This window comes from Streptococcus mitis (assembly GCF_019929545.1).
GTDB classification, from domain to species: domain Bacteria; phylum Bacillota; class Bacilli; order Lactobacillales; family Streptococcaceae; genus Streptococcus; species Streptococcus mitis_BU.
In genome coordinates, this window is sequence record NZ_JAHZPT010000008.1 from 35,291 (window position 1) to 56,661 (window position 21,371).

Here is a 21,371-nt window from a genome sequence, read left to right on the forward strand (position 1 = left end):
TCCTCCTAAATTGAAATCTGGGTTACAAAGGCTCCAGCAGCCCCAACCATAACACCACCGACAATTTCCAGAATGGCATTCCGAACACCTGGTCCACCATCTTTAATGTTGGTTGCAAGGTTGACAATCCCCACAACAACGAGAAAGGCACCAACCGCAATCAATCCCTTCTGTAACAAAGACATAGCTTGTGCAAACATAGCACTTGCGTCTACTCCATAAACAAAACCTTTAAAATGCGTAATCATCTATTTCCTCTTTTCTATTTTTATTTTAAACTAGATTCAAAAGTTAAATCACGAATTCTAAGGCCTTCAAGATGATTTTCTTGTCTTTGATTTAAAGGATTGATTTGATAGTTCCACCACCGTTCATCGGTTTCTTGATTGGCTAGGTATTTCCAGTTTGGATGCTTAGTGGAATTGTACTTTTTGCTTTTAAAGACAGGCATATTTGCAATTCGAACCAAGCATTCATGCCGTTTCATATTTCCGACCTCATCAGGTGTCATTAAATCACGAGCAATCTTTTGATGAGAAAGGGATCCTGAACCTGTCTGGCCAAAGGAACGACTCGTATTTCGAACATCAATGGTTTGTTTTCCGAGTAAGCCACTCATAAATTTAAAGGTATCTTCATCATTCCCACCTAAGTAGACTAAGCTATCACAGTTCCCCAAAATGGTTTTCCAAGCTTCTTTTTCTTTATAGAGCCCTTGAAGTTGGGCAATATTTTGTAGAATAGGAACGAGACTCATGTTGCGAGAACGGACTGTCGAGGTTTGTTCAGCAAAATCTGGGATTTCTCCGATATTTGCGAACTCATCTAAATAGACTCTCACATGAAGAGGCAATTGACCCTTAAAATCAATATCTGCTTGTCTTGTTAGGGTTTGAAATACGGTTGAAAAAAAGAGGGCTGAAAGAAAGCGAAAGGTACTATCGTTATCTGGGATAACTAAGTAAACCATTGATTTTTCCTGGCCCCATGTCTTCATATCAAGGGTATCTCTTTTGGTCAAATCCATGACACTTTGAATATTGAAGAGGGCAAATTTAGCAGTGGTTACAGCTATAACAGAATCCAGAGTCTTATCCTTATAATTTTGAAAATCTGCCCAATTTCGCATGGTAAAATTTTCAGTTCCATACTTTTTAGCATAATTTTCAAATAGAATTTCTAAGACACTTTTTTCTTGATTTTCACCCTTGGATAAGTGTTTAATGAGTTTTGAGATTTCAGCAAAACTTGGATAACGCCCTCGTTTTTTTCGCTCTTCCACTTCTTTTTTTTGACGTTTCAACAAGTTTTGGTATTCTGTTTGACTCAAACGACTCTCTTCAATGAGCTGTTCTCTTGTTTTGGGTGGATTATAGAAATCGACCAAGTAAGAGGCTAAAGCTCGTACCAAAGTCATAGAAGCTTCATCCCAAAATGGATCACTACGAGAGCCAGAGCCTTTGGTGTTATTAAAATAAACCGTCAGCATGCGATTCAAATCATTTTCTGTCTCTATATAGCGAAAAGGATTGAAGCCATCTGAGTTCTTCATATTGACTAAATCTAACACCTTTACTTGGTAGCCATGTTCTAAAAAGAGTTTGCCTGTTTTCTCAGCTAAGTGATCTTTAGGATCCACGACAATATTAGAACTGTTCATCTGAATCAGATTAGGTTTTACAAAGCGAAAGGTCTTCCCACTTCCTGAACCTCCGATCACCGCAATATTCTTATTTCTATCATATTGGGGTGGTCTTTTATCTAATAATGTCAAACGAACATCTTGTGCTAAAATCGTATCATGAGAAAATTCCTTACCGTAAAAGAGCTTCTTTTCTTTTAGAGTTCCAAAACGGGCGCTCCCGTATTCTACCCCTTCTCGGTATTGTTTTTTACCAGTCTCTAGATAGAGATAAACCAGCAACATCATCACAAAGCCTAGTAGAAAAAAAGCACTTGATTTTCCAGTAAAAGAAACATTCCATGGCGACTGAAGAACTTCATCTTGACCCTCCATCAGAAGATGAGTCCATTTATCTAAGCTATTTCCAGTATAGGAATCATACAAAAGCGTCAAACGATGAAAAAGATAGCCTAGTAAGATGCCTAACAGTGAGAATAGTAGGAATTTCTTTCCACTGTACATCATCTCACCATCTCTTTCTGTTTGACGGCCCCTTCTTGTCTAAAGGTAATTTGGGATTTAGCCTCATCAATTGCATCGTCTAATGACTTATCCATGGTAAAATCAGCTAATTTCTCCGGATCATTAACCATTTTTTCTAACAGATGGTCTAAATGATTGTCCAGAATCGAACGGTCTTTCGTGTAGAAATGTAGAGAATCCCCTTGCCAAGCGATGGCTAAAGGAATCTCTTCTTTTTCTAAAAAAGCTTTAAATTTCTCTATATCAATTGGTTTGTCTAAAAAATCTTTTTTCAGATTAATCGTATCAATCGAATAAGGAGATTGTAGCAATTCTTCTAATTTCTGTACCCCTATCTTATAGGCGGAATCTTGTGCTAAAACTTGGCGTCTAGACCATTCTAGAATCTTTAAAAGACTTTTTACAGTAAATAAAAGACTACGCTCAGCATATTGAACTGCCATTCGTTCCTGTTGTTCAGAGGACATCTGAGGCCTCCTTCTTAACAAATAGCAGCTTTCCTTCTTTATAACGATAAGCTATCAATTTCTGACGTTGCTTAATCGACTTGACAACCTGCAGTAGATCTCTCGAATAAGGTTCTCGAAGAGTAACTTCTACTGCTTTCCCATCAAAGATACCAACACGTTTAAATTCAATGTAGTCTTTTTTGAGATGTCCTAAGCCCATACCAAAAGGAAAGTGATGAATCAATTGGATGGTACAACCACCTTTATTTCCCATTTGTTTCAAATCATACAAGTTTACTACCTTCATGATTAACTCCTTTATCTAGTTTGTCGCATCGTTTAAGTCTGGTAACGATAAACTCCGTGTCTGTTAGAAAATTCTCACACACGTCTTGTGCCAGTTGCCCTTCACAGGGAAATACTCTCAGTCCCTACTTACACAGGCACGCTAATCAAGACGGAGTGGATTCAATTTTCAAAGAACAGGTAGCTTTATTATAGATAAGAGTAGTTGAAATTTTTATCACATTTCTTATTTTTCTGTCGAGCTAAATTCATATTCATCAAAGAGTTTGAAATAAAAGACTAACATTGTTACATAACGTTAGCATTTCATTTCCCTTTGAAAATCTAACGTTGTCTAAACAAGCAGCAAACTATAAACTAGTAGGTTCCACACCAAATGTAGACCCATACTGCCCCATAAGTCCGATTTATAGCGCACCATCCCTATAAACATTCCCAATGAAACATATAAACACCAAGCTAGAATGGTTCCAGGATGATGTGCTAAGGCAAATAAAACACTTGTCAACGCAATTCTGATATCTAATTTTCTCACCAAATTCCATATAATTTCTCTATACAGAAATTCTTCAACCATACTCGCATTGATTAAGAACAATAAAAATGAAAACCAAGGAACTTGATGTTGAAGTCCAATTAAGTTTGCTTGATTCGTGGTTCCTTGAGCATGGATTAGGCTAAAACATAGACTTATAATCAGTAGGCTAATGAATCCAATACCAAGCCATTTCATCCTAGATTTCATATTGACCTTATGAGCTTGTTTGCGTTGGCCATACATCCATAAAAAAGAAATGAGTGACGCACCATAGAGAATCTCTAGTATAGTTAACTCACCGATACAAAGAAATTTCAGTAAGTATAGAGATACCAATAGGACATTTACTTGTTGGAATATATAAACTGGAATTATTCTTTTCATAGTTACCTCCGAAATAAATCTTCATAATCTAAATCTAATACCTGCACAATCCTTTCTACCCATGGACTTTGAGGCATTCGTTGTTCCATCTTGTAGTGACGAATCTTTTGATACAAACGATTCAATTCACTTGGATAGTGAAACTCTCCCGCAAACATTTTTCTGGTTAACTCAATCCAGCTGATATTTCTTTCAGCCAAAATAATGGACAAGTTCTCCCAAAATCGTTCAGCCATATTGCTTCTCCTTTAACTTGATAAATAATGTGTTTGTGCCATGTAAATCAATTGTTTCGTATCTCTTGGCAATAAAGCTCTAGCCTCCTCCAGATTCAGATTTGGATAAACTCGCTTATTTGAAACCGCAAGAGGAAGTCTGATGGTTAGTTCAGGATTTTTTAATATCATCTCGATGAAATCCGTTAATCTTAGATTGTCACGGTTCTTAAATCGCAATAAATTGGGAGATAAAAACTCAAAACAATCTGAAGAATAGCTCATCATTTCAATTAATTTGTCCTTTGTCATTTCAGAAATAGAATGAGGAATGACCTCTATGCCATACTTTTGAAAGAAATCCAAAAGAAGTTGATTTCTATGGCTATTTTTACTTAGATAGAGATCAATCATGGGATACCTCCCAAAGATTCGGTTCCATTTGATATTCTGATACGATTAAGGAATCTAATAAATTTGCGAAGTTAATCGGTTGCTTGTCTTCATCATAAGCTTTTACAGTTACTTGGGTTGTAAGTATTCCCTCTTTTCCCTCGGCTCGATAGCCTTGTCCATATAAAACAAAAACAAGATTTTGATGATCATCTACAAAGGCATCGGCTCCGTTCTTTATATCCTGACTTTCAAGGAATTCCATAATGTTTTGAAGATAGGATTCATAAAATAGGGGGTAGTTGTGTTTTTTATGGTAATCATCTAAAAATGTCACCTCAAACTCACATGGATAATTGGGCATCAAAATTATTTGTTCATCCAGCTGTCTGATTTCTGCATCATGTAATTCTGTTTCTAATTCATCACAATCTAGTATTGATTCTTTATTTAATGCTTTCATCTTTTTCCTCTATTTCTTTAAATTTCTTTGCGATTGCGGCAATCACAGGAACGGTTACACTATTACCAGCTTGTTTATAAAGCTGACTATTACTAGAGACTTTTCTAGCAGCTTCAAAAGCCCAATCAGGAAAACCCTGCAAGCGAAAACACTCTTTAGGAGTGATTCGTCGTATCCTCAGACGGTAAAATTGTCCATTTATTAAAATACCAGCAACATGGTAAACTTGCTTATCTTCTCCTTCATAGCTAGCCACTACTACTCCCATTTGACCACTAGTTGTTAACGTATTCGCTATACCTTTGCCAACTCTACCACGACGATACTGAGAACCTGGTCTTTCCAAATTGATTGAATCTCCTATTTCTGCTTGAGCATATCCTTTTTTCGTTGCCTCTCGGACTTTTAGAAATTGGATTGGTTCTGGAATCAGTATTTTGGGGATTTTATCTCCACCTTGCATCGTAGTCAGTGTTGGAGATAGCCCCTCACTTCCATAGACGCGACCAGTTTCCTTAAAGCTAGTTGGTAAATCTCCAACAACGACAATACCATGGCGATCCTGAGTATTTAAAGTAAACATTGGCTCTTGATTATCCTTGAAACGTCTACCATTTTGTCTCTTTTCTAATCTGTCTGGTGTCATACAAGGAATCGCAACTTTAAATCCTTCTCCTTTTCCACGAACTAAGGTTGGCGCAAGACCTTCTGAATAATAGACTTTACCACTCATTCCACTTTTTGATGGATTCAAATTTCCTAGTGCTTTCAAAGTCTCAGAGTTAGTTGCTTGACCTTCTCGTCTGAAAGGAAATAGGAGTCGGGTACCTTTCTTTCTAGAATGTCCGATAATAAACACCCTCTCTCTGTTTTGGGGAACGCCAAAATCCTTACTGTTAAGCACCTGCCACTCAACATCAAACCCCAACTCATCAAGTGTGGTAAGGATTGTGGTGAACGTCCGTCCCTTATCGTGATTGAGTAGGCCTTTAACATTTTCAAGAAAAAGAAAACGTGGTTGGATTTGTTTGGCCGCCCGAGCAATTTCAAAGAACAAAGTTCCTCTAGTATCTTCAAATCCCAATCGTTTTCCTGCGATTGAAAATGCTTGACAAGGGAATCCCCCACAGATGACATCGACTTTCCCTCTAAGTTTTTTAAATTCGTCATCTGAAACATCTCGTATGTCATGAAATTCTATTTCTCCTTCCGTTTGAAAAATGGACTTATAAGATTCTCTAGCAAATTTATCAATCTCACAAAATCCAATACACTCGTGTCCGACACTTTCCATTCCAAGTCGAAAGCCACCGATACCTGAAAATAAATCAATAAATCTCATTTCTTGATCACCCCTTTCTTATCGACTATCATTGTCAGAACTGTCACTCCACTTGAAATGACAATGAGCATAACTAATATCCACTCGATTGGCGACATTTTAACCACCTCCTTTTCTAACACGATTATTCCAAACGGAATACAAGCCGTTAAACACAAATTCAGCAAGTACTTCCGCTCGTCTAACAAAGCGAACATTGTCAAGAGCATACTGATAGATTCTCTCAAAATCAGTCATAGCAATTTCACTGGCTGTTTCAGAAAAACCCTCTCGTCTAAATTGATCTTGCACCAATCCCCAAATATAATCTCGATCATATTTTGTGACCTTTTCTACTTTTCTTTTCAAAATAGGTTGAGTATTCCTATCCTCCTCATCCTCAATAAATAAAGAATCAGTCTCACTATATTTAGTCTCACTAACTTCAGTCTCACTAGGGGCTGAATGTGAGACGGGGGCTGTTTCATTTTCAACCTGCCCTAGTCTTTTTTTAACACTAGGCCTGTTTGAATTACCTACTGGGGTAGTAGACAACTCCCCTAAATAAATCTTATTAGCTAGTCTCCCTTTCTCACTTGAAGACTGTTGAACTTCATCAATTAAGTCATATTCTTTAAGAGTTTTTTTGATTGATAGTAGTTTTGACTTCGAACAACCTAACAGCCTCATCAGTTTAGAATTAGAAAATACTAAATAGACTGCTCCTTCTTCATCTATCCAACCACGACTGAGAGATAATTCTAAACGATCTTTTAAAATAGAATAAGCCACCTTTACTTCTAGTTTCATATCCATATATTTCTCATCCTCAAAAAGAATTTTAGGTAATTTATAATACCGTTCTGAAGTTTGGTATTGATTTGCGGTAATTCGTTTCATAGCGCTCCTCCTAGTTCTTTGAGTATTAAATCTCCACTTGATTCCAATCGAACCAAGCCACTTTTTTCTAATTCAGCCATAAGAGAGATGGCTTCAACAATATCAATTCCCATTTCACGTACTAAAAATGAAATGACAATATAGCGTGATGATTGTAATTCTTTTGTCATTTTCCCTCCTGAAAATAAAAAAAGGAGAACAATATTCAATTGTTCTCCACGATAAATTTGTTAAAAAGAAAAACCCTGCCAAATTAATTTTTGGTAGGGTTTTTGGTAGGAAACTAAATTAATTTATCAGTTTCTAAAATGTGTTCACGATTCTAAAAGGCTGATACTATAGTATTCCGATTTCTAATTGGTATATGCCTCTTATTTAAGAGTAACTGAAGCTCCAGCTTCTTCCAATTTAGCTTTGATTTCTTCAGCTTCTGCAGTTGCAACGCCTTCTTTAACAAGTGCTGGTGCACCGTCAACAAGTTCTTTAGCTTCTTTAAGTCCAAGACCTGTGATTTCACGTACAACTTTGATAACGCCAACTTTTTTGTCGCCTGCAGATGTCAATTCAACGTCGAATGAATCTTTAGCAGCACCAGCGTCAGCAGCACCAGCTGCAGCAACAGCTACAGGAGCAGCTGCAGTTACACCAAATTCTTCTTCGATAGCTTTTACAAGGTCGTTCAATTCAAGGATTGAAGCTTCTTTAATTTCAGCAATAATGTTTTCAATGTTCAATGCCATTGTTATTTCCTCCAAATATGTTTTAAATTTATAATAGATTTTCGTAGCTAGGCTACGCTGCGTAGCTTAAGATTAAGCTGCGTCTTCTTTGTTGTCTGCAACCGCTTTGACTGCAAGAGCAACGTTGCGAACTGGCGCTTGAAGTACAGAAAGGAGCATAGAAAGAAGTCCTTCGCGGTTTGGAAGAGTTGCAAGAGCAAGAATCTCTTCTTTAGATGCGACAGCGCCTTCGATTGCACCACCTTTGATTTCAAGTGCTTCAGCGTTTTTAGAAAAGTCGTTCAAGATTTTCGCTGGTGCGATAACATCTTCGTTAGAAAATGCTACTGCAGATGGTCCAACAAATACAGATGCAAGATCTTCAAGACCAGCTTTTTCAGCTGCACGACGCAAGATTGAGTTTTTAATAACTTTATACTCAACTTCGCTTCCACGAAGCTCACGACGAAGAACTGTATCTTGCTCAACTGTCAAACCACGAGCGTCTACAACGACGATAGATGCAGCAGCTTTCATTTTTTCAGCTACTACGTCAACTAGTTCCGCTTTTTTAGCAATAATTGCTTCACTCATTAGTGTGTTCACCTCCGTTATTATTTTGCTTGGGGAATTTTTCCAAAAGAAAAACGCGCCCAAACCTAGACACGAAAGTACAATACGCTTCTTTTTACATGATACGTTTTGTCCTCGGTAGGATATTTATGAGTCGAGCTCCCCTACTGTCTTAGGCAGTTTTTTCAAACCGTATATAAGTATAGCATAGTCAAAAAAAGAATGCAAGATTTTTACAAACTTTTTTAAAATTTTTTGTGATTTTTCTTTTAAAGTTCTACTGTTAGGACTTGGCCTTGCTTAACAACCTGTTCTCCAGCGATATAAACATCATCAACATCACTGGACTTGACAGCATAGACTAGGTGAGAGAGCATATTTTCTTGGGGTTGAAGATGGATTTTCCCTTGTGGTTGAATAACGAGAAAATCTGCCTGCTTGCCGACTTCTAGACTTCCTATCTGATTTTCCATTCCTAGTTCCTTAGCCCCTTCGATTGTCAGAGCCTTGAGGGCTGTTTCGATTGGGAATTGGCTGGCATCCCCACTTTTCATCTTCTGAAGAAGGGCTGCAGTCCGTCCTTCCTCAAACATATCTAGATTGTTATTGGAGGCAACCGAATCCGTCGCAATTCCGACTGCTACTCCTGCTTTTTGCAGTTGAATGATAGGAGCAATCCCTGATGCCAGTTTGAGGTTACTAATAGGATTGTGGGCAATAGACACTTGAGAAGTTGCCAAGCGTTCAATTTCTCTCTCGTTTAATTCGACCCCGTGAGCAAAGACAGACGGATGATCTAAGTAACCCAGTTCTTCAAGAAAGGCGAGGGGGCGTTTGCCGTATCGTTTCAGGATAATTCCTGACTCCTCCTTGGTCTCCGCCACGTGGATATGGATAGGAATATTCAACTCTTTTGCCATATCTAAGCTTTCTGCCAGCAAGTCTCTACTACAGCTGTAAGGAGAATGTGGTGCTACCATAACCTTGAAATTTGGATTTTCATATCCTAAAATTTCCTCAATAATTGCTCGAGTTCTTGCAATGGTCTCAGCAGTTGTTTCTGTCTCTGAAGAAAAGAGGGTCGGTGAGAAATAACAACGCATCTTAGATGCCTTGACTGCCTGATAAATTCTCTCAATATCCACACCATTGGGATTATACATATCGTTGAAGGTTGTTGTTCCTGACTGGAGCATCTCTGTCAGAGCCTCTTTGACCGCCTTGGTAGTCATGTCGGGAGTAAATTCTGCTTCTGCTGGCCAGATATAGTCATTGAGCCATTCATGGAGATTGCTGTCATCCCGGATTCCTCGCAAGCCTGTCATAGCAGAATGGGTATGGCAATTGACCAATCCAGGCATGATCCAAGCCCCTTGATAGTCTATAATCTGCTCAGCTTGATCTAAAATCTCTTGCTTCTCTTGACCGACATAGATGATTTGAGAATCCTTAACAGCCAAGATACCATCCAGATAGACATGGAAATCTTGGTCACAAGTCACGATATTTACATGCTGATAGACTTTCATTGTTTTCTCCTTCCAAGGCCTTGATTTTTTCTAGCTATTGTAACAAAAAAGTCACCCGAAGGCAACTTTTTCGTCAATAAGATTTTAAAATAAAAAGGCTTATTCTGAGCTAAAAGCTGCAGCTTGCCGCATTTGGTAATACTTGCCCTTTCTAGTAATGAGATCCTGATGGTTCCCATACTCCACAATATCGCCATCCACCAAGACAAGAATCAAATCCGTATCCTGAATGGTTGACAAGCGGTGGGCAATGATAAAGCTTGTACGCCCCTTCATGAGTTTATCAAAGGCATCCTGAACTAGCACTTCTGTCCGTGTATCGATGGAAGAGGTTGCTTCGTCTAAGATAAGAATCTTAGGGATAGCTAGAAAGACTCGGGCGATGGTCAAGAGTTGGGCTTGACCGACAGAGAGAGATTCTCCCGCATTTTCCAACTTGGTATCATAGCCTTGAGGTAGCTGTTGGATGAAAAAATCTGCATTGGCTGCTTTTGCAGCAGCAATCACTTGCTCCCGACTGGAATCAGGATTTCCAAAGGCAATATTATCATGAATAGTTCCTTGCTTGAGCCAGGTTTCTTGGAGCACCATGCCAAACTGCTGTCTCAATGACGCTCGGGTATAGTTGTAAATGGAACGACCGTCCAGCAAGATATCTCCTGAGTTAATAGGGTAAAAACGCATGAGGAGATTGATAAGAGTTGATTTTCCAGCACCTGTCGGACCAACAATAGCAACCTTGCTACCAGCTGGAATATCAATAGATAAATCCTTAATCAAAATCTTTTCAGGATGGTAGCCAAAAGAAACCTGTTTAAAGGAAATAGCTCCCTTAACTTGGTCACTAGTCAACTCTTCCTTACCTGTTTCAGCCACCTCAGGACTATCTAAGACTCCATAAACACGTTCTGCACAAGCCAAGGCACTTTGCAACTCAGCTAGCACTGAAGAAATATCATTAAAAGGCTTGGTGTACTGTTGAACATAGTTCAAAAAAGTCACTAAGCGTCCAATGGTCAAGGTAGAGCCTATCATGATACGATAAGCTCCCACTCCAGCTAGAAGGGCATAAATAAGCGCATTGACAAAGCGAGTCGAAGGATTGACCGTTGAAGAATAAAAGATAGCTGACTGTGAATAACCTGCATAGTTGGCATTCGCCTCGTGCAGTCTTTGGATAAAATCTTCTTGAGCATTAAAGGACTGGATAATGGTCTGCTGGTTCAACGATTCTTCAATCAACTGAGTCTGAATTCCCCTCGTCTCTGTTTGCTTTTGGAAGAGATGATAGGAGCGTTTGGCAATAAAGCGTGAGATTACCATAGACAGTGGCGTCAACAGCAAGACCAAAAGAGTCATGAGGAGATGAATTTGAATCATGGCTATAATGCTGACTAAAATCATCAAGACACCAATGAAGAATTGGTTAAAAATCATGGTCAAGCCAGCTGCCAACTGTTCTATGTCTGTTGTCACCCGACTGACCATCTCCCCACTGCCTTGCCGATCCACAAAGGCAATCGGTAAACGATGGAGCTTATGAATGATTCGCTCTCGTAAGTCTCTGGTATAAGAGAAAATTAGGCGATTATAGAGGAGAGGATTGGCCCACTGCACGAGGGTATTTCCTATGACCACCAAGATCATTTGAATAAAGATCTGCCAAAAAACTGGTGAAGAACCAGCCACTAGGACTTGGTCGATGACCTGCCCAATCAATATAGGTAGGTAGATTGATAAGGCAACCTGGACAATGGTTCCTAGAAAGGCTAGAAAAAGAAGGAAGGTATGACTTGTAAGGTCTTTAGCCAAACGTTTGAGCGTCTGGTTTGCAGTTTGTCGTCTCATACTAGTCCTCCTTACCATGTTGGGATGCATTGATTTCGCGATAAACTTGACTGGATTTCATCAAGTCCTCGTGCTTGCCGATAGCTAGGAGCTCTCCTTTTTCTAAGAGGAGAATCTGGTCAGCCATCTGTAAAATCGAGGTTCGTTGAGAGATCAAGATTAAACTGGTATTTGGCAAGTTTTCTCGGATAGCTTTCAAGAGCTTGGACTCTGTGATGGTGTCCAGTGCCGAAGTCGCATCATCTAGGACGAGAAACGGGGCTTGGCGCAATACTGCTCGAGCGATCGACAGCCTTTGTTTTTGACCGCCCGAGAAATTTCGTCCTCCTGCCTCAACTAGGGCATCCAAGAGTCCTTCCTTTTCACTGACAAAATCCTTTGCTTGCGCAATTTCCAATGCCTGCCAGAGTTCTTGGTCAGTTACTTCTTGATCTAAACCTAGAGTCAAGTTGGAACGAATGGTTCCTTTAAAAAGTTCGACTTTTTGGGGCACATAGGCAATCCAAGACCGCCACTGCTCAAGATTACGAGGACTAGATCCATCTCGATAAGGGTAAATGCTCCCCTTATCTGCTGGATAAAGTCCAAGGATGAGTTGTACTAAGCTTGATTTACCAGAACCTGTTCCCCCAATGATACCAAGGATTTGCCCTTGCTTCATATCAAAGGAAATGTCTCTCAGAGAAGGCTGGGCCGCATCAGGATAGGTAAAGGTTAATTCCTTGACTTGTAAAACCTGATCGCTGGTAACCTGTTTTTGTTCTAATTCTGAATGAATATCTTCTGGAGCTTCAGCAAAGACTTCCTCGATTCGTTTAGCTGAGATATAGGACTGGTTGAGAGAATTGATCAGCATGGCTAGCTTGACCAATTCCACCAAAATCTGTAAGAGATAGTTGATAAGGGCAATGAGAGCACCTTGACTGAGCAATCCTCCTTGAATAGAAATATAGCCTTGCCATATAATGACGAGGAGAGTTCCATTTACAATCAGATAGGTCAGGGGTGTTAATAAACTGGACCAGAAACCTGTCTTTTCTTGTAATCTAGCATAGACTTGGTTAAGAGTTTGAAAAATCTGTAACTCTCGTTTTTCTTGTCCAAAAGCACGAATAACCCGCATTCCTTGTAATTGCTGACGTGTTTCCTGAACCAGTTGATCCGTTTTCTTTCTCAGACTGCTGTAGAGAGGATTAACCAGTCTAGAGAGCCCTACAATAACAATGGTCAAAATGACAACCATGACCAAGAACCAAAGAGTCAGCTCAGCTGAGATTCGATAGGCCATAAAAATGGCTCCAAAAACGATAATAGGCGCTCGTAAAAAGAGACGCAGGAATTGATTGATACCAGTCTGAATCTGGTAAGTGTCCGAAGTCAAGCGAGTGACCAAGCTAGAAGTGGTCAAACGATCTCTGCTGTCCTTGGGCAAGGAAAGAATATGGCGATAGAGGTCACCTGTCAATTCTTTGGCAAATCCAACCGCAGCCTTAGCTGAGTAGAACTGGGCTATTAAGGCTACTACCACACCAATCACTGCAAAGATAAGGAGCAACCCAATCTGCATCCAGAGATGTCCTTGATTTCTCTGGGGCAAGGATTGGTCAACAATCCCAGCAATCACCATGGGAACCAAGAGCTCAAACACAGCTTCTAGTAACTTGAACAAGGGGGCTAAAATGGATTCCTTGATGTAGGGTTTAAAGTAAGATAATAGGTGTTTCATAAATCCCTTCTATTCGTATTCTGGAAATGAAGAAAGTGGGAAGCACCCACCCTCTCTATTTTATTTGTTTAAGTATGGCAGTAGATAGCCATATCCTGCTTTTTCCATCTCATCCTTGGCCACAAAGCGCAAGGAAGAAGAATTGATACAGTAACGGAGGCCACCAAACTCACGCGGTCCATCTGTGAAAACATGACCCAAATGAGCATTGCCTGAACGAGAACGAACCTCGATTCGCTCCATTCCATGGCTCATGTCCTTGTAATAATGAATCAACTCCTTAGAAATCGGACGACTAAAACTTGGCCAACCACAACCTGAGGCAAACTTATCCTTGGCAAAAAAGAGTGGCTCACCTGTCGTAATATCTACATAAATCCCTTCTTCAAAGGTTTGGTCATAGGCATTGGTAAATGGAGCCTCTGTAGCAGCTTCTTGGGTAACACGATAGGACTCTTCAGATAAACTGCCCTTTAACACCTCTTGACTAGGCTTTTCATAGTTAGAGGCATCAATCAATGGCTTCTCAGCATCGGTCACATCGATATGACAGTAACCTGAAGGATTTTTCTTAAGATAGTCTTGGTGATAGTCTTCAGCCAGAATGTAATGACGTAGTTTCTCCACCTCTACTGCAATCTTTCGCCCAATCATGCGCTCCTGCTCCTGCACCACTGTGTAGATAGCTGGCAAATCAGCTTCATCTTGGTAATAAATTCCAGTCCGATACTGACGTCCACGGTCATTCCCTTGTTGATTGACTGATAATGGATCAATAATACGGAAATAATAAAGTAAAATTTCTCTGAGTGAGACTACCTTCTCATCGTAAATCACTTGAACCGTTTCTGCATGGTCTGTTTCCTTGAGCAACTGGTAATTGGTCGTTTCGACTTTTCCATTAGCGTAGCCAACACTGGTTGCTAGCACTCCAGAAATGCGTGAAAAATATTCCTCTAGGCCCCAAAAACAACCACCTGCTAGATAAATTTCTGCCATCTTTATTTCTCCTTTATCAAGTTTTTAACTCGAATTCTTTTCAAAAAAAGGATAGGAAGCCCTCTGGTCAAGAGTTTCCCCATCCTATCTTCTATTCTTTATTTTGCTTCTACACGGACACCTTGGGTATCAACCTTCAAGTCATGAAGTTTTCCTTTGAAAGGTTTCTTTTCCAATTCTGCCTTAATCGTTGGCATCTTGTCATGAGAAGCCAAGACCATAACTGTCGGTCCAGCACCAGAGAGGTAGGTTGCATAGGCACCATTTTCTTTGGCTACTTGCTTAATCGTCGCAAATTCTCTCACCAAGTCCTGACGATAGCGCTCGTGGAAGAGGTCTCCCTCGATTGCTTGCCCAGCAGTCGCCATGTCTCCTGCCAACAAGGCCGCAACCGCCACATTGGCGATAGAACTAGCTGCAACAGCTTCCTTATAGGACAATTTCTTAGGCAAGACACCACGACTGTCTCGAGTACGCAATTCATAGTTTGGAATATAGGCTAGGAAATCACACTCTGGGAAGTCTGCTACGATAGCAGAGACTTGCCCTTCAACGGAACTTGCAATAACGAGATTACCATAAATAGCTGGAGCCACATTGTCAGGATGCCCTTCAATCTTGGTCGCCAACTGCAATTTTTCATGATCCGACAAGTTTAGCTGACCCAGTTGGTTGGCTAGTTCAATCCCAGCAACGATAACCGAGCTAGAAGAACCCAAACCACGCGCCAAGGGAACATCACTGGTCATTTTCAAGCGTCTTGGTTGCAAGTCTGGTACAATTTGCAAAGCGATTTTGAGCAAGAGATTGCGCTCGTCATGTGGAATCCATTTGCCAATCTGGTGTTCAATCAGCCACTCATCTCGTTCTTCACATACCTCAATTTGAAGATACTTGGTTACAGCTACACCGACCGAGTCAAAACCTGGCCCAATATTGGCACTGGTTGCAGGTACAATAATTTTCATCTTATTCTCCTAGCACCTTGAAGGTATTCAAGAGGTCAAATTCTGAAACCTTCTTCAATTCAGCTGAGACATTTTCAAGCTGGGCTTTATTAATCTTGTGTGTGATGATCACGACACGCGCCTTGTCCCCCTCTTTGCCATCTTGGAGAATTTGCTTGAAGGAAATATCTTGAGCATTGAAGATTTCAGCCAATTTCAAGACCTGACCTTTTGAGTCTGGAGCCAAGATTGAGAAGTAGTAATTAGCTTTGACATCCTCAGGATTTGCCAAGACCAAGTCACGGCTATATTCGTTGAAGTCTTTGCCAATGGTTCCATCATTCAGGCGACGAACGATACGGACAATATCCGCCACAACACTTGTTGCAGTTGGTTTTTGACCAGCACCTGGTCCGTAGTACATAGACTCACCGATACCGATAGATTCTACAAAGACAGCGTTCATTACTCCATTCACACTGGCAAGTGGATGCGCTTTAGGAAGGAAGGTTGGAGTCACTTCTGCAGCAATTCCTGAAGAAGTTTCCTCGATAGAACCAACCAATTTCACTACATAACCCAAGTCTTGGGCTACAGCTACGTCTTCTGGTGTGATGTTACGAATTCCCTTGTGAGCTACATCATCAAAAGCAACCTTCATACCAAAGGCAAATTGGCTCAAAATAACCATCTTGTAGGCTGCATCAATCCCATCTACATCATTTGTCGGGTCGCTTTCTGCAAAACCAAGTCTCTGCGCTTCCGCAAGAGCATCATCGTAAGACCAGCCTTCTTCCACCATCTTGGTCATCATGAAGTTAGAAGTTCCGTTGACTACTCCAAGCACGCGCGTGATTTTATCAGAAGCCAACGAATTTGCTAAAGTACGAAGAATTGGAATACCACCAGCTACTGCTGCTTCGTAATAAAGTGCTACCTTATTAGCTTTAGCGATTTCTAACAATTCTGCTCCATGGACAGCCAAAAGGTCCTTGTTAGCAGTAACAACGTGTTTCCCAGCTTCCAAGGCACGAGTGATAAAGGTCTTAGCAGGTTCGATACGACCCATTAATTCCACTACGATGGTAATGTCTTGGTCTGACAAAATGTCATCCACATTGGTTACAAAGTTAAAGTCATTCCCTGCAGCAAGCAAGCAGTTCTTTTCATCTTCATCCTTGACCAATACCTTAGCAACTTCAATATCTGAATGTGCTGATTGATTGATTTTTTCTCCATTTTCCTTTAGGAGGAAAGGCACACCACTTGCAACGGTACCAAATCCTAGTAAAGCAATTTTAACTGTCATGTTTATCTCCTCGAAATTTTCTAATATAGCCATTATAACAGAATTTTGTGAAAATTCCTATTATAGTAAATCACTATTTCAGTCTAGAAAAAAACGAATCAGACGATTCGCTCTTCTTAAAATCTAGAAATAGCTTTCCAGAAAGGATTATCCAATCTTTTGCAGATTAAGTACTGCATCGTGATTCATCAAGACTTGACCATACTCTTGCAAGACTGAGCGACTGATATCACTATCATCTGCAAACTCGCGCATACGGGCCAAAAGCCACGCTGGATATGGACTTGGATGATTTTCAATATCCACTAAAATGGTCAAATAATAGCGCTCATTCATCTTGTAGAGTTCAGAAGTTTCCATCTCAAAAGTCACTGTCTTGGCAAAAGTAACCAAGTCAGCCAACTTAGCAAAAGAAAGGATGTAATAGATGTAAGGCTCTTTCTTGCTCTCAGCTTCTTGTTCAGCATGCTCTTGCTCTTCTTCCTTAGCTTCGACTTGCTCTAGAGATTGAATCGCTTCGATGTCATCCTTGGTTTTGTCTGCGATGCTTTTTTCCAAGGTTTTGATAAATTCATCTGGCGACATTTGGGCTAATTCTTCCATATCTGGTAAATCCGATAAGTCTTCAAAATCTAGATTTTGGTCAATCTTTGATTTGGTTACAAAGACATCTACCTTATCAGGTTTTGGAGTCACACGGAAACTCAACATGCCTGTATCCAAAAAGCTCTCAGGCATCTCTAACTCATCCAAGATGGCATAAAAGAACTCTTCTGTTTTTTCTTGAGGAACGAGAAAGTCAGCAATCTCCATTCCTCGATCCATCAAATCCTCTAAAGACATCGTGATTTTTAAAGTTGTATCACTGATTTGTTTCATTTTCATTGCTAGTAACCTCATACTTTCAGTTCTATCTATTATACTAGATTTTTACGATTTTATCAAAAGAAGGCTCCTCTGTCGGGATAGATTTTCCATAGGGTAACTTCTGTAGAAGACTCTAAAAGAAAATTTCTGCAGACAAATAGAAAAAGCCTTCAAAATCGGCTCTTAGCCAACTTTGAAGACCTAATACATCAGAAAGCTTATAGTTTAAAGGTTGCTACACCGAGGATAGAACGATTTAAGTTTCGAAGAATTTGAAGACTTTGCTCAAATTTCTTATAACGAGTCACTCCGTATTCTTCAACAAGAAGGACTGTATCTCTTTCTAAAAGAGATGGCACATCTTGTAAATCTACAAAATGCATTCCTTTTAAAGTCTCTTGATTTTGTTTCAATTTATCTAGGATAGCTTTGTTTGAGCTAACGATTGTTAATTCTTGTCCAGCATTTTTGTATGACAAGACATCTGCTAGGTTGGCAATTGTTGTGATCTCTGTTACAAAATCAATTTGATATTGAGAAAAATCACCTGCTCTATTGATTGTTGGATTAAAGAGATAAACCAATACATTTCCCATCACAACCAAAATCACACAGACTACTCCAATAACAGCTAAACGGAGAATCAAATTCTTCACATTCAATCCAAGCGCTGTCTCACCATTTGCATTCAATTCTTTAGAGTTGATGGTTTCCAATTTTTCAATTTTTACATTTGCATAAGTGTGTTTAAATTTCTCAATCAATCCATCAATTTTTCGCTCCAACAAGTCATTAGCATCTTTACTTGGTGTCAAAATTTTCACACCAACCCCTGCATCGTCAATCATATAGTAGACAGTCAGTTTTTTCCACCAATAATCATTCGTAGAATTTTTCAAGGTTGTTTCTGTCGTATCTAATTCACTGGCAATTTTTTTCAACTCACTAGAATCTACATCATTGAAAAGATAAGCTCCATTCAAATTCCCATCAATCAATTTCCCGTAGAAATCACTATAACCACCAATTTGATGATTCAAAATCGTTTTGGCTGAATCTTCTGGAGGAGTAATTTTATAGCTAAGATAAGTTGAATAACTTGTTGTGTCTTTGACAGTGTTTTTATTCTTAACTGCTTTAATTGTAAATGGTACAGCAATGAGAGCAAATAAAGCGATGAGAGCTAGAATATTTGCTTTTCGTTTTTTATAAAGATTTGCAAACAAATCAGCTACTGAATAATGTTCAAACATGATTTTTTTCTCCTTTGTTTAGTAGATACTGGTTCTCTTTTGTAAGCATTTTTGCTACAAATATAATCACAAGAACAATTCCCCAGAATTGCATTGTAAATAGATTGAAGAAACTTTCTGAAAAGCTACTTCTTGGCATAAAGAATAGATTATTCAAGATAAGTAGGGACAAGGCAAATAGGATTGTTCTTGAACGATAGGCTACTTGCAGCATGGCTATGAATAACATACCTAGCAAGAGACTAAGTAGAAAGACTCCTATCATACCATAGTCGGTATACAACTCCATAATATAGCTACTTCCGATACCATGTCCTTTCAAGTATTCCTTGTTTAAGACAAGATAGGATAGATTGTGGGCATAACTATTACTATCAATAGCTAGTTCCACACTATTGGTTGTATGCTCAAAGGCTTTTCCTCCGAAAATGGCCCCTAAACTTCCCCTTGCAAAATAATCAATAACAGGACCAAAAGTAAAATTGCGTAAATCTCGGTAAGGGAGGCTACTGTTAAATAGAAAGCCTCGAGCCAAAACACCAAAACTGGTTCCTTGTTTATAGATAAAGTCAAGTAAGATATCCCAGAAACCTGTATGGGAAACTTGGACATTATCCCGTACATAATTGAGTATTCCCATCGCTAACATGAGAATAGGAGAACCTACAAAAATCGCCAACTTTTCTTTAAATCCAATCCATTTTCCCTTTTCTGTTTGCTCCCGCATAAAGTAGTAAACAAAAGCAAATAGAATACTTAAAATAAAGGGATTGCGTGTCCCGATTGCCAAATGAATAGTATTAGCTGCAATAAAGGAGACAAGCACTGCTGTTGCCTGCAATTTCTTTGGCTTGGTTGCCAAATACATACACATTGCATAGACCGTAAATGTTGATAAGATATAGGTAAAATAAGGCAGTTTACTTTCAAAGTTTGCATAGTAGGCATAGTAGGAAGTCTGCAAGCGATACAGGAGTCGTTCAAATAACCGAATGAAATAGAAAGGATAGGTTAGAAGAAAAACTCCTAGCGATACAAAGCGCAACCGCTTGATGTAAACATCTTTTAGAGAACTTCCTATCTTGGGTACTTTTATTTGCTTTCTAGCTATAAAATAGCGAGCTAGGAGCCCCCCTGTGGTCAATCCCAATATCGAAACCATGACGACTATAAAGGCAAAACGATAGGCTATGGGATGATAGGTATCCAAAGCACCATCCCTAAAATAATCAATGGTCGGCCTTGATACCAGAAATACAAAAATAGTTAAAAAGAAAATAAAATGGATTAAGTAATACTTGATATCATTCCAACAAGCAATTAAGCTACTAACCAGTAAGAACAATAAAGTAGAAAGCAAGCTAACATTGTTATTATTAAACAGATACACAATTCCACTTACTAGCGTCAAGGCATAGCTGACTATGGTCAAACTAAATAATAATCGTTTCCCATCAATCACTTGCTCACCCCCGTTCTAATGTAATTTTTTAGATTTTTCAATATTTTTCAGTAATAAGAATCGGTATAAGGAAATATTTATGAATAGAGCCAAAGCACTAATTCTTCTCCCCTTACGGAAAATTGGATTCCTAGCAATAGCAAAGGCATGGCTTTTTAAAAAACGATGAATCTGGGAATAGGCTTCAAATTGTTTATACTGATCATCTAGCAACATCTTATCCAGAATAAAGAAATGAGCATAAGCCAATCTGAAAAAAGCAACATCTTTCAAGTCCGGATAGTTTTTCATAACTTCATTATAGAATTTTTGATAGATATCAATATAGGCTAAATCCTTCTCTGCATAAGGTTTAGTCGTAATACTATCCCCTCTATGGAAATAGTAATAATAGGGTTTGGTATTAACCACATACTTCTTGGCCAACTTGATCAAATCAAAATGATAATAAGCATCTTCATAAATCAATCCCTTTGGAAAGGATAGGGCAGTTGCAATCTCTCTCTTGATTAGCTTATTACAGATCGTTCCAGGTATTTTTTCACCTATGAGGTATTCCCTCAGAAATGTTTGAGAATCACAGACAAAATACTCATCCTGATTGGCTGACTGTGGGCTTTCATCATTAGCATAGACATTCATGACACCACAGCTCGAAACATCCGCATCTTCTTGAATTAATTGCTCATATAAGCTCTGAATCATTTCTGGATGGATATAATCATCTGAGTCAATAAAAATCAGATAATCTCCGTGAGCCTGCTTCATTCCATCGTTTCGTGCTTGCGACAAACCTTCATTCTTTTTATGAAGCACTGACACCCTATCATCTTGTTCAGCGATTGAATCACACAAGCGACCACTTTCATCCGTTGCTCCATCATCAACAAGAATAATTTCCAGATTTTGATAGGTCTGCTCCTGAATGGAAGCTATCGATTTTTCTAGGTACTGCGCCACATTATAGACTGGCACAATGACACTAATTAATGCAGTTTCCATG

General features: G+C 39.3%; 23 protein-coding genes and 1 other annotated feature. All 23 genes read right to left on the reverse strand.

The features are described 5' to 3' along the window. Positions 1 to 5: 5 nt before the first annotated feature. Entirely contained in the window at positions 6 to 248 is a 243-nt protein-coding gene (locus K1I71_RS04030; RefSeq protein WP_000627865.1) for a hypothetical protein, read from the reverse strand. A gap of 20 nt (positions 249 to 268) precedes the next feature. Further along, positions 269 to 2,146: a VirD4-like conjugal transfer protein, CD1115 family gene (locus tag K1I71_RS04035; RefSeq protein WP_125353402.1), complete on the reverse strand. Its 1,878-nt coding sequence runs from the start codon at positions 2,144 to 2,146 to the stop codon at positions 269 to 271. After that, positions 2,146 to 2,634, reverse strand: a complete 489-nt coding sequence (locus tag K1I71_RS04040; protein ID WP_048773330.1) for a hypothetical protein — start codon at positions 2,632 to 2,634, stop codon at positions 2,146 to 2,148. The genes K1I71_RS04035 and K1I71_RS04040 overlap by 1 nt, the downstream gene beginning before the upstream one ends. After that, positions 2,624 to 2,923: a hypothetical protein gene (locus K1I71_RS04045; RefSeq protein WP_000869753.1), complete on the reverse strand. Its 300-nt coding sequence runs from the start codon at positions 2,921 to 2,923 to the stop codon at positions 2,624 to 2,626. Before K1I71_RS04045 ends, K1I71_RS04040 begins: the two co-directional genes overlap by 11 nt. A gap of 333 nt (positions 2,924 to 3,256) precedes the next feature. Further along, positions 3,257 to 3,844 carry a CPBP family intramembrane glutamic endopeptidase gene (locus K1I71_RS04050; RefSeq protein WP_048773328.1) on the reverse strand — a complete coding sequence of 196 codons (588 nt, stop codon included), beginning with the start codon at positions 3,842 to 3,844 and terminating at the stop codon, positions 3,257 to 3,259. 2 nt (positions 3,845 to 3,846) lie between these two features. Further along, positions 3,847 to 4,080: a hypothetical protein gene (locus K1I71_RS04055; protein WP_000840776.1), complete on the reverse strand. Its 234-nt coding sequence runs from the start codon at positions 4,078 to 4,080 to the stop codon at positions 3,847 to 3,849. Between the two features lie 12 nt (positions 4,081 to 4,092). Continuing rightward, on the reverse strand, positions 4,093 to 4,473 hold the full coding sequence (locus K1I71_RS04060; protein ID WP_125353399.1) for a thioredoxin domain-containing protein: 381 nt from the start codon (positions 4,471 to 4,473) through the stop codon (positions 4,093 to 4,095). Further along, positions 4,466 to 4,915, reverse strand: coding sequence for a hypothetical protein (locus K1I71_RS04065; protein WP_125353397.1), 450 nt, complete (start codon positions 4,913 to 4,915; stop codon positions 4,466 to 4,468). The genes K1I71_RS04060 and K1I71_RS04065 overlap by 8 nt, the downstream gene beginning before the upstream one ends. Further along, a complete protein-coding gene (dcm, locus tag K1I71_RS04070) occupies positions 4,899 to 6,257 on the reverse strand; it encodes a DNA (cytosine-5-)-methyltransferase (RefSeq protein ID WP_223330274.1) in 1,359 nt (452 codons plus the stop codon). The genes K1I71_RS04065 and dcm overlap by 17 nt, the downstream gene beginning before the upstream one ends. Before the next feature lie 99 nt (positions 6,258 to 6,356). After that, the gene (locus K1I71_RS04075) at positions 6,357 to 7,136 is read right to left on the reverse strand and encodes a replication initiator protein A (protein WP_125353393.1); all 780 of its coding nucleotides are present in this window, start codon (positions 7,134 to 7,136) and stop codon (positions 6,357 to 6,359) included. Further along, a complete protein-coding gene (locus K1I71_RS04080; protein ID WP_000159607.1) occupies positions 7,133 to 7,306 on the reverse strand; it encodes a hypothetical protein in 174 nt (57 codons plus the stop codon). The genes K1I71_RS04075 and K1I71_RS04080 overlap by 4 nt, the downstream gene beginning before the upstream one ends. 201 nt (positions 7,307 to 7,507) lie before the next feature. Next, entirely contained in the window at positions 7,508 to 7,876 is a 369-nt protein-coding gene (gene rplL, locus K1I71_RS04085; RefSeq protein ID WP_001196965.1) for a 50S ribosomal protein L7/L12, read from the reverse strand. Positions 7,877 to 7,948: 72 nt separating this feature from the next. Further along, positions 7,949 to 8,449, reverse strand: a complete 501-nt coding sequence (gene rplJ / locus K1I71_RS04090) for a 50S ribosomal protein L10 (protein WP_001287277.1) — start codon at positions 8,447 to 8,449, stop codon at positions 7,949 to 7,951. 38 nt (positions 8,450 to 8,487) lie between these two features. Next, positions 8,488 to 8,623 (reverse strand) — a sequence feature (ribosomal protein L10 leader region). Between the two features lie 74 nt (positions 8,624 to 8,697). Further along, entirely contained in the window at positions 8,698 to 9,957 is a 1,260-nt protein-coding gene (locus K1I71_RS04095) for a TRZ/ATZ family protein (protein WP_223330275.1), read from the reverse strand. Between the two features lie 99 nt (positions 9,958 to 10,056). Continuing rightward, positions 10,057 to 11,805 (reverse strand): ABC transporter ATP-binding protein, encoded by a 1,749-nt coding sequence (locus K1I71_RS04100; protein ID WP_223330276.1) that lies wholly within the window; start codon positions 11,803 to 11,805, stop codon positions 10,057 to 10,059. Between the two features lies 1 nt (position 11,806). Continuing rightward, the gene (locus K1I71_RS04105; RefSeq protein WP_223330277.1) at positions 11,807 to 13,531 is read right to left on the reverse strand and encodes an ABC transporter ATP-binding protein; all 1,725 of its coding nucleotides are present in this window, start codon (positions 13,529 to 13,531) and stop codon (positions 11,807 to 11,809) included. Positions 13,532 to 13,591: 60 nt separating this feature from the next. Then, complete coding sequence (gene msrB, locus K1I71_RS04110) at positions 13,592 to 14,530, reverse strand: peptide-methionine (R)-S-oxide reductase MsrB (RefSeq protein ID WP_223330278.1); 939 nt, start codon at positions 14,528 to 14,530, stop codon at positions 13,592 to 13,594. Positions 14,531 to 14,628: 98 nt separating this feature from the next. After that, the gene (gene thrB / locus K1I71_RS04115; RefSeq protein ID WP_223330279.1) at positions 14,629 to 15,498 is read right to left on the reverse strand and encodes a homoserine kinase; all 870 of its coding nucleotides are present in this window, start codon (positions 15,496 to 15,498) and stop codon (positions 14,629 to 14,631) included. 1 nt (position 15,499) lies between these two features. Next, positions 15,500 to 16,786, reverse strand: a complete 1,287-nt coding sequence (locus K1I71_RS04120) for a homoserine dehydrogenase (protein WP_223330280.1) — start codon at positions 16,784 to 16,786, stop codon at positions 15,500 to 15,502. Positions 16,787 to 16,933: 147 nt separating this feature from the next. Beyond that, positions 16,934 to 17,671 (reverse strand): adaptor protein MecA, encoded by a 738-nt coding sequence (gene mecA / locus K1I71_RS04125; protein ID WP_223330286.1) that lies wholly within the window; start codon positions 17,669 to 17,671, stop codon positions 16,934 to 16,936. 200 nt (positions 17,672 to 17,871) lie between these two features. Then, positions 17,872 to 18,906: a teichoic acid biosynthesis protein TarQ gene (gene tarQ / locus K1I71_RS04130; protein WP_223330281.1), complete on the reverse strand. Its 1,035-nt coding sequence runs from the start codon at positions 18,904 to 18,906 to the stop codon at positions 17,872 to 17,874. After that, positions 18,899 to 20,368 carry an O-antigen polysaccharide polymerase Wzy family protein gene (locus tag K1I71_RS04135; protein ID WP_033684924.1) on the reverse strand — a complete coding sequence of 490 codons (1,470 nt, stop codon included), beginning with the start codon at positions 20,366 to 20,368 and terminating at the stop codon, positions 18,899 to 18,901. Before K1I71_RS04135 ends, tarQ begins: the two co-directional genes overlap by 8 nt. A 15-nt stretch (positions 20,369 to 20,383) precedes the next feature. After that, the gene (locus K1I71_RS04140; RefSeq protein ID WP_033684923.1) at positions 20,384 to 21,370 is read right to left on the reverse strand and encodes a glycosyltransferase family 2 protein; all 987 of its coding nucleotides are present in this window, start codon (positions 21,368 to 21,370) and stop codon (positions 20,384 to 20,386) included. Position 21,371: the final 1 nt, after the last annotated feature.

Excerpts from the sequence above, each read along its gene's own strand:
- K1I71_RS04050 (WP_048773328.1), bottom strand. The coding sequence starts at position 3,844 with ATGAAAAGAATAATTCCAGTTTATATATTCCAACAAGTAAATGTCCTA.
- K1I71_RS04030 (WP_000627865.1), bottom strand. The coding sequence starts at position 248 with ATGATTACGCATTTTAAAGGTTTTGTTTATGGAGTAGACGCAAGTGCT.
- dcm (WP_223330274.1), bottom strand. The coding sequence starts at position 6,257 with ATGAGATTTATTGATTTATTTTCAGGTATCGGTGGCTTTCGACTTGGA.
- rplL (WP_001196965.1), bottom strand. The coding sequence starts at position 7,876 with ATGGCATTGAACATTGAAAACATTATTGCTGAAATTAAAGAAGCTTCA.
- K1I71_RS04140 (WP_033684923.1), bottom strand. The coding sequence starts at position 21,370 with ATGGAAACTGCATTAATTAGTGTCATTGTGCCAGTCTATAATGTGGCG.
- K1I71_RS04065 (WP_125353397.1), bottom strand. The coding sequence starts at position 4,915 with ATGAAAGCATTAAATAAAGAATCAATACTAGATTGTGATGAATTAGAA.
- thrB (WP_223330279.1), bottom strand. The coding sequence starts at position 15,498 with ATGAAAATTATTGTACCTGCAACCAGTGCCAATATTGGGCCAGGTTTT.
- K1I71_RS04095 (WP_223330275.1), bottom strand. The coding sequence starts at position 9,957 with ATGAAAGTCTATCAGCATGTAAATATCGTGACTTGTGACCAAGATTTC.
- K1I71_RS04100 (WP_223330276.1), bottom strand. The coding sequence starts at position 11,805 with ATGAGACGACAAACTGCAAACCAGACGCTCAAACGTTTGGCTAAAGAC.
- K1I71_RS04060 (WP_125353399.1), bottom strand. The coding sequence starts at position 4,473 with ATGATTGATCTCTATCTAAGTAAAAATAGCCATAGAAATCAACTTCTT.
- K1I71_RS04120 (WP_223330280.1), bottom strand. The coding sequence starts at position 16,786 with ATGACAGTTAAAATTGCTTTACTAGGATTTGGTACCGTTGCAAGTGGT.
- msrB (WP_223330278.1), bottom strand. The coding sequence starts at position 14,530 with ATGGCAGAAATTTATCTAGCAGGTGGTTGTTTTTGGGGCCTAGAGGAA.
- K1I71_RS04080 (WP_000159607.1), bottom strand. The coding sequence starts at position 7,306 with ATGACAAAAGAATTACAATCATCACGCTATATTGTCATTTCATTTTTA.
- K1I71_RS04040 (WP_048773330.1), bottom strand. The coding sequence starts at position 2,634 with ATGTCCTCTGAACAACAGGAACGAATGGCAGTTCAATATGCTGAGCGT.
- K1I71_RS04105 (WP_223330277.1), bottom strand. The coding sequence starts at position 13,531 with ATGAAACACCTATTATCTTACTTTAAACCCTACATCAAGGAATCCATT.
- K1I71_RS04035 (WP_125353402.1), bottom strand. The coding sequence starts at position 2,146 with ATGTACAGTGGAAAGAAATTCCTACTATTCTCACTGTTAGGCATCTTA.
- mecA (WP_223330286.1), bottom strand. The coding sequence starts at position 17,671 with ATGAAAATGAAACAAATCAGTGATACAACTTTAAAAATCACGATGTCT.
- K1I71_RS04045 (WP_000869753.1), bottom strand. The coding sequence starts at position 2,923 with ATGAAGGTAGTAAACTTGTATGATTTGAAACAAATGGGAAATAAAGGT.
- K1I71_RS04075 (WP_125353393.1), bottom strand. The coding sequence starts at position 7,136 with ATGAAACGAATTACCGCAAATCAATACCAAACTTCAGAACGGTATTAT.
- K1I71_RS04055 (WP_000840776.1), bottom strand. The coding sequence starts at position 4,080 with ATGGCTGAACGATTTTGGGAGAACTTGTCCATTATTTTGGCTGAAAGA.
- tarQ (WP_223330281.1), bottom strand. The coding sequence starts at position 18,906 with ATGTTTGAACATTATTCAGTAGCTGATTTGTTTGCAAATCTTTATAAA.
- rplJ (WP_001287277.1), bottom strand. The coding sequence starts at position 8,449 with ATGAGTGAAGCAATTATTGCTAAAAAAGCGGAACTAGTTGACGTAGTA.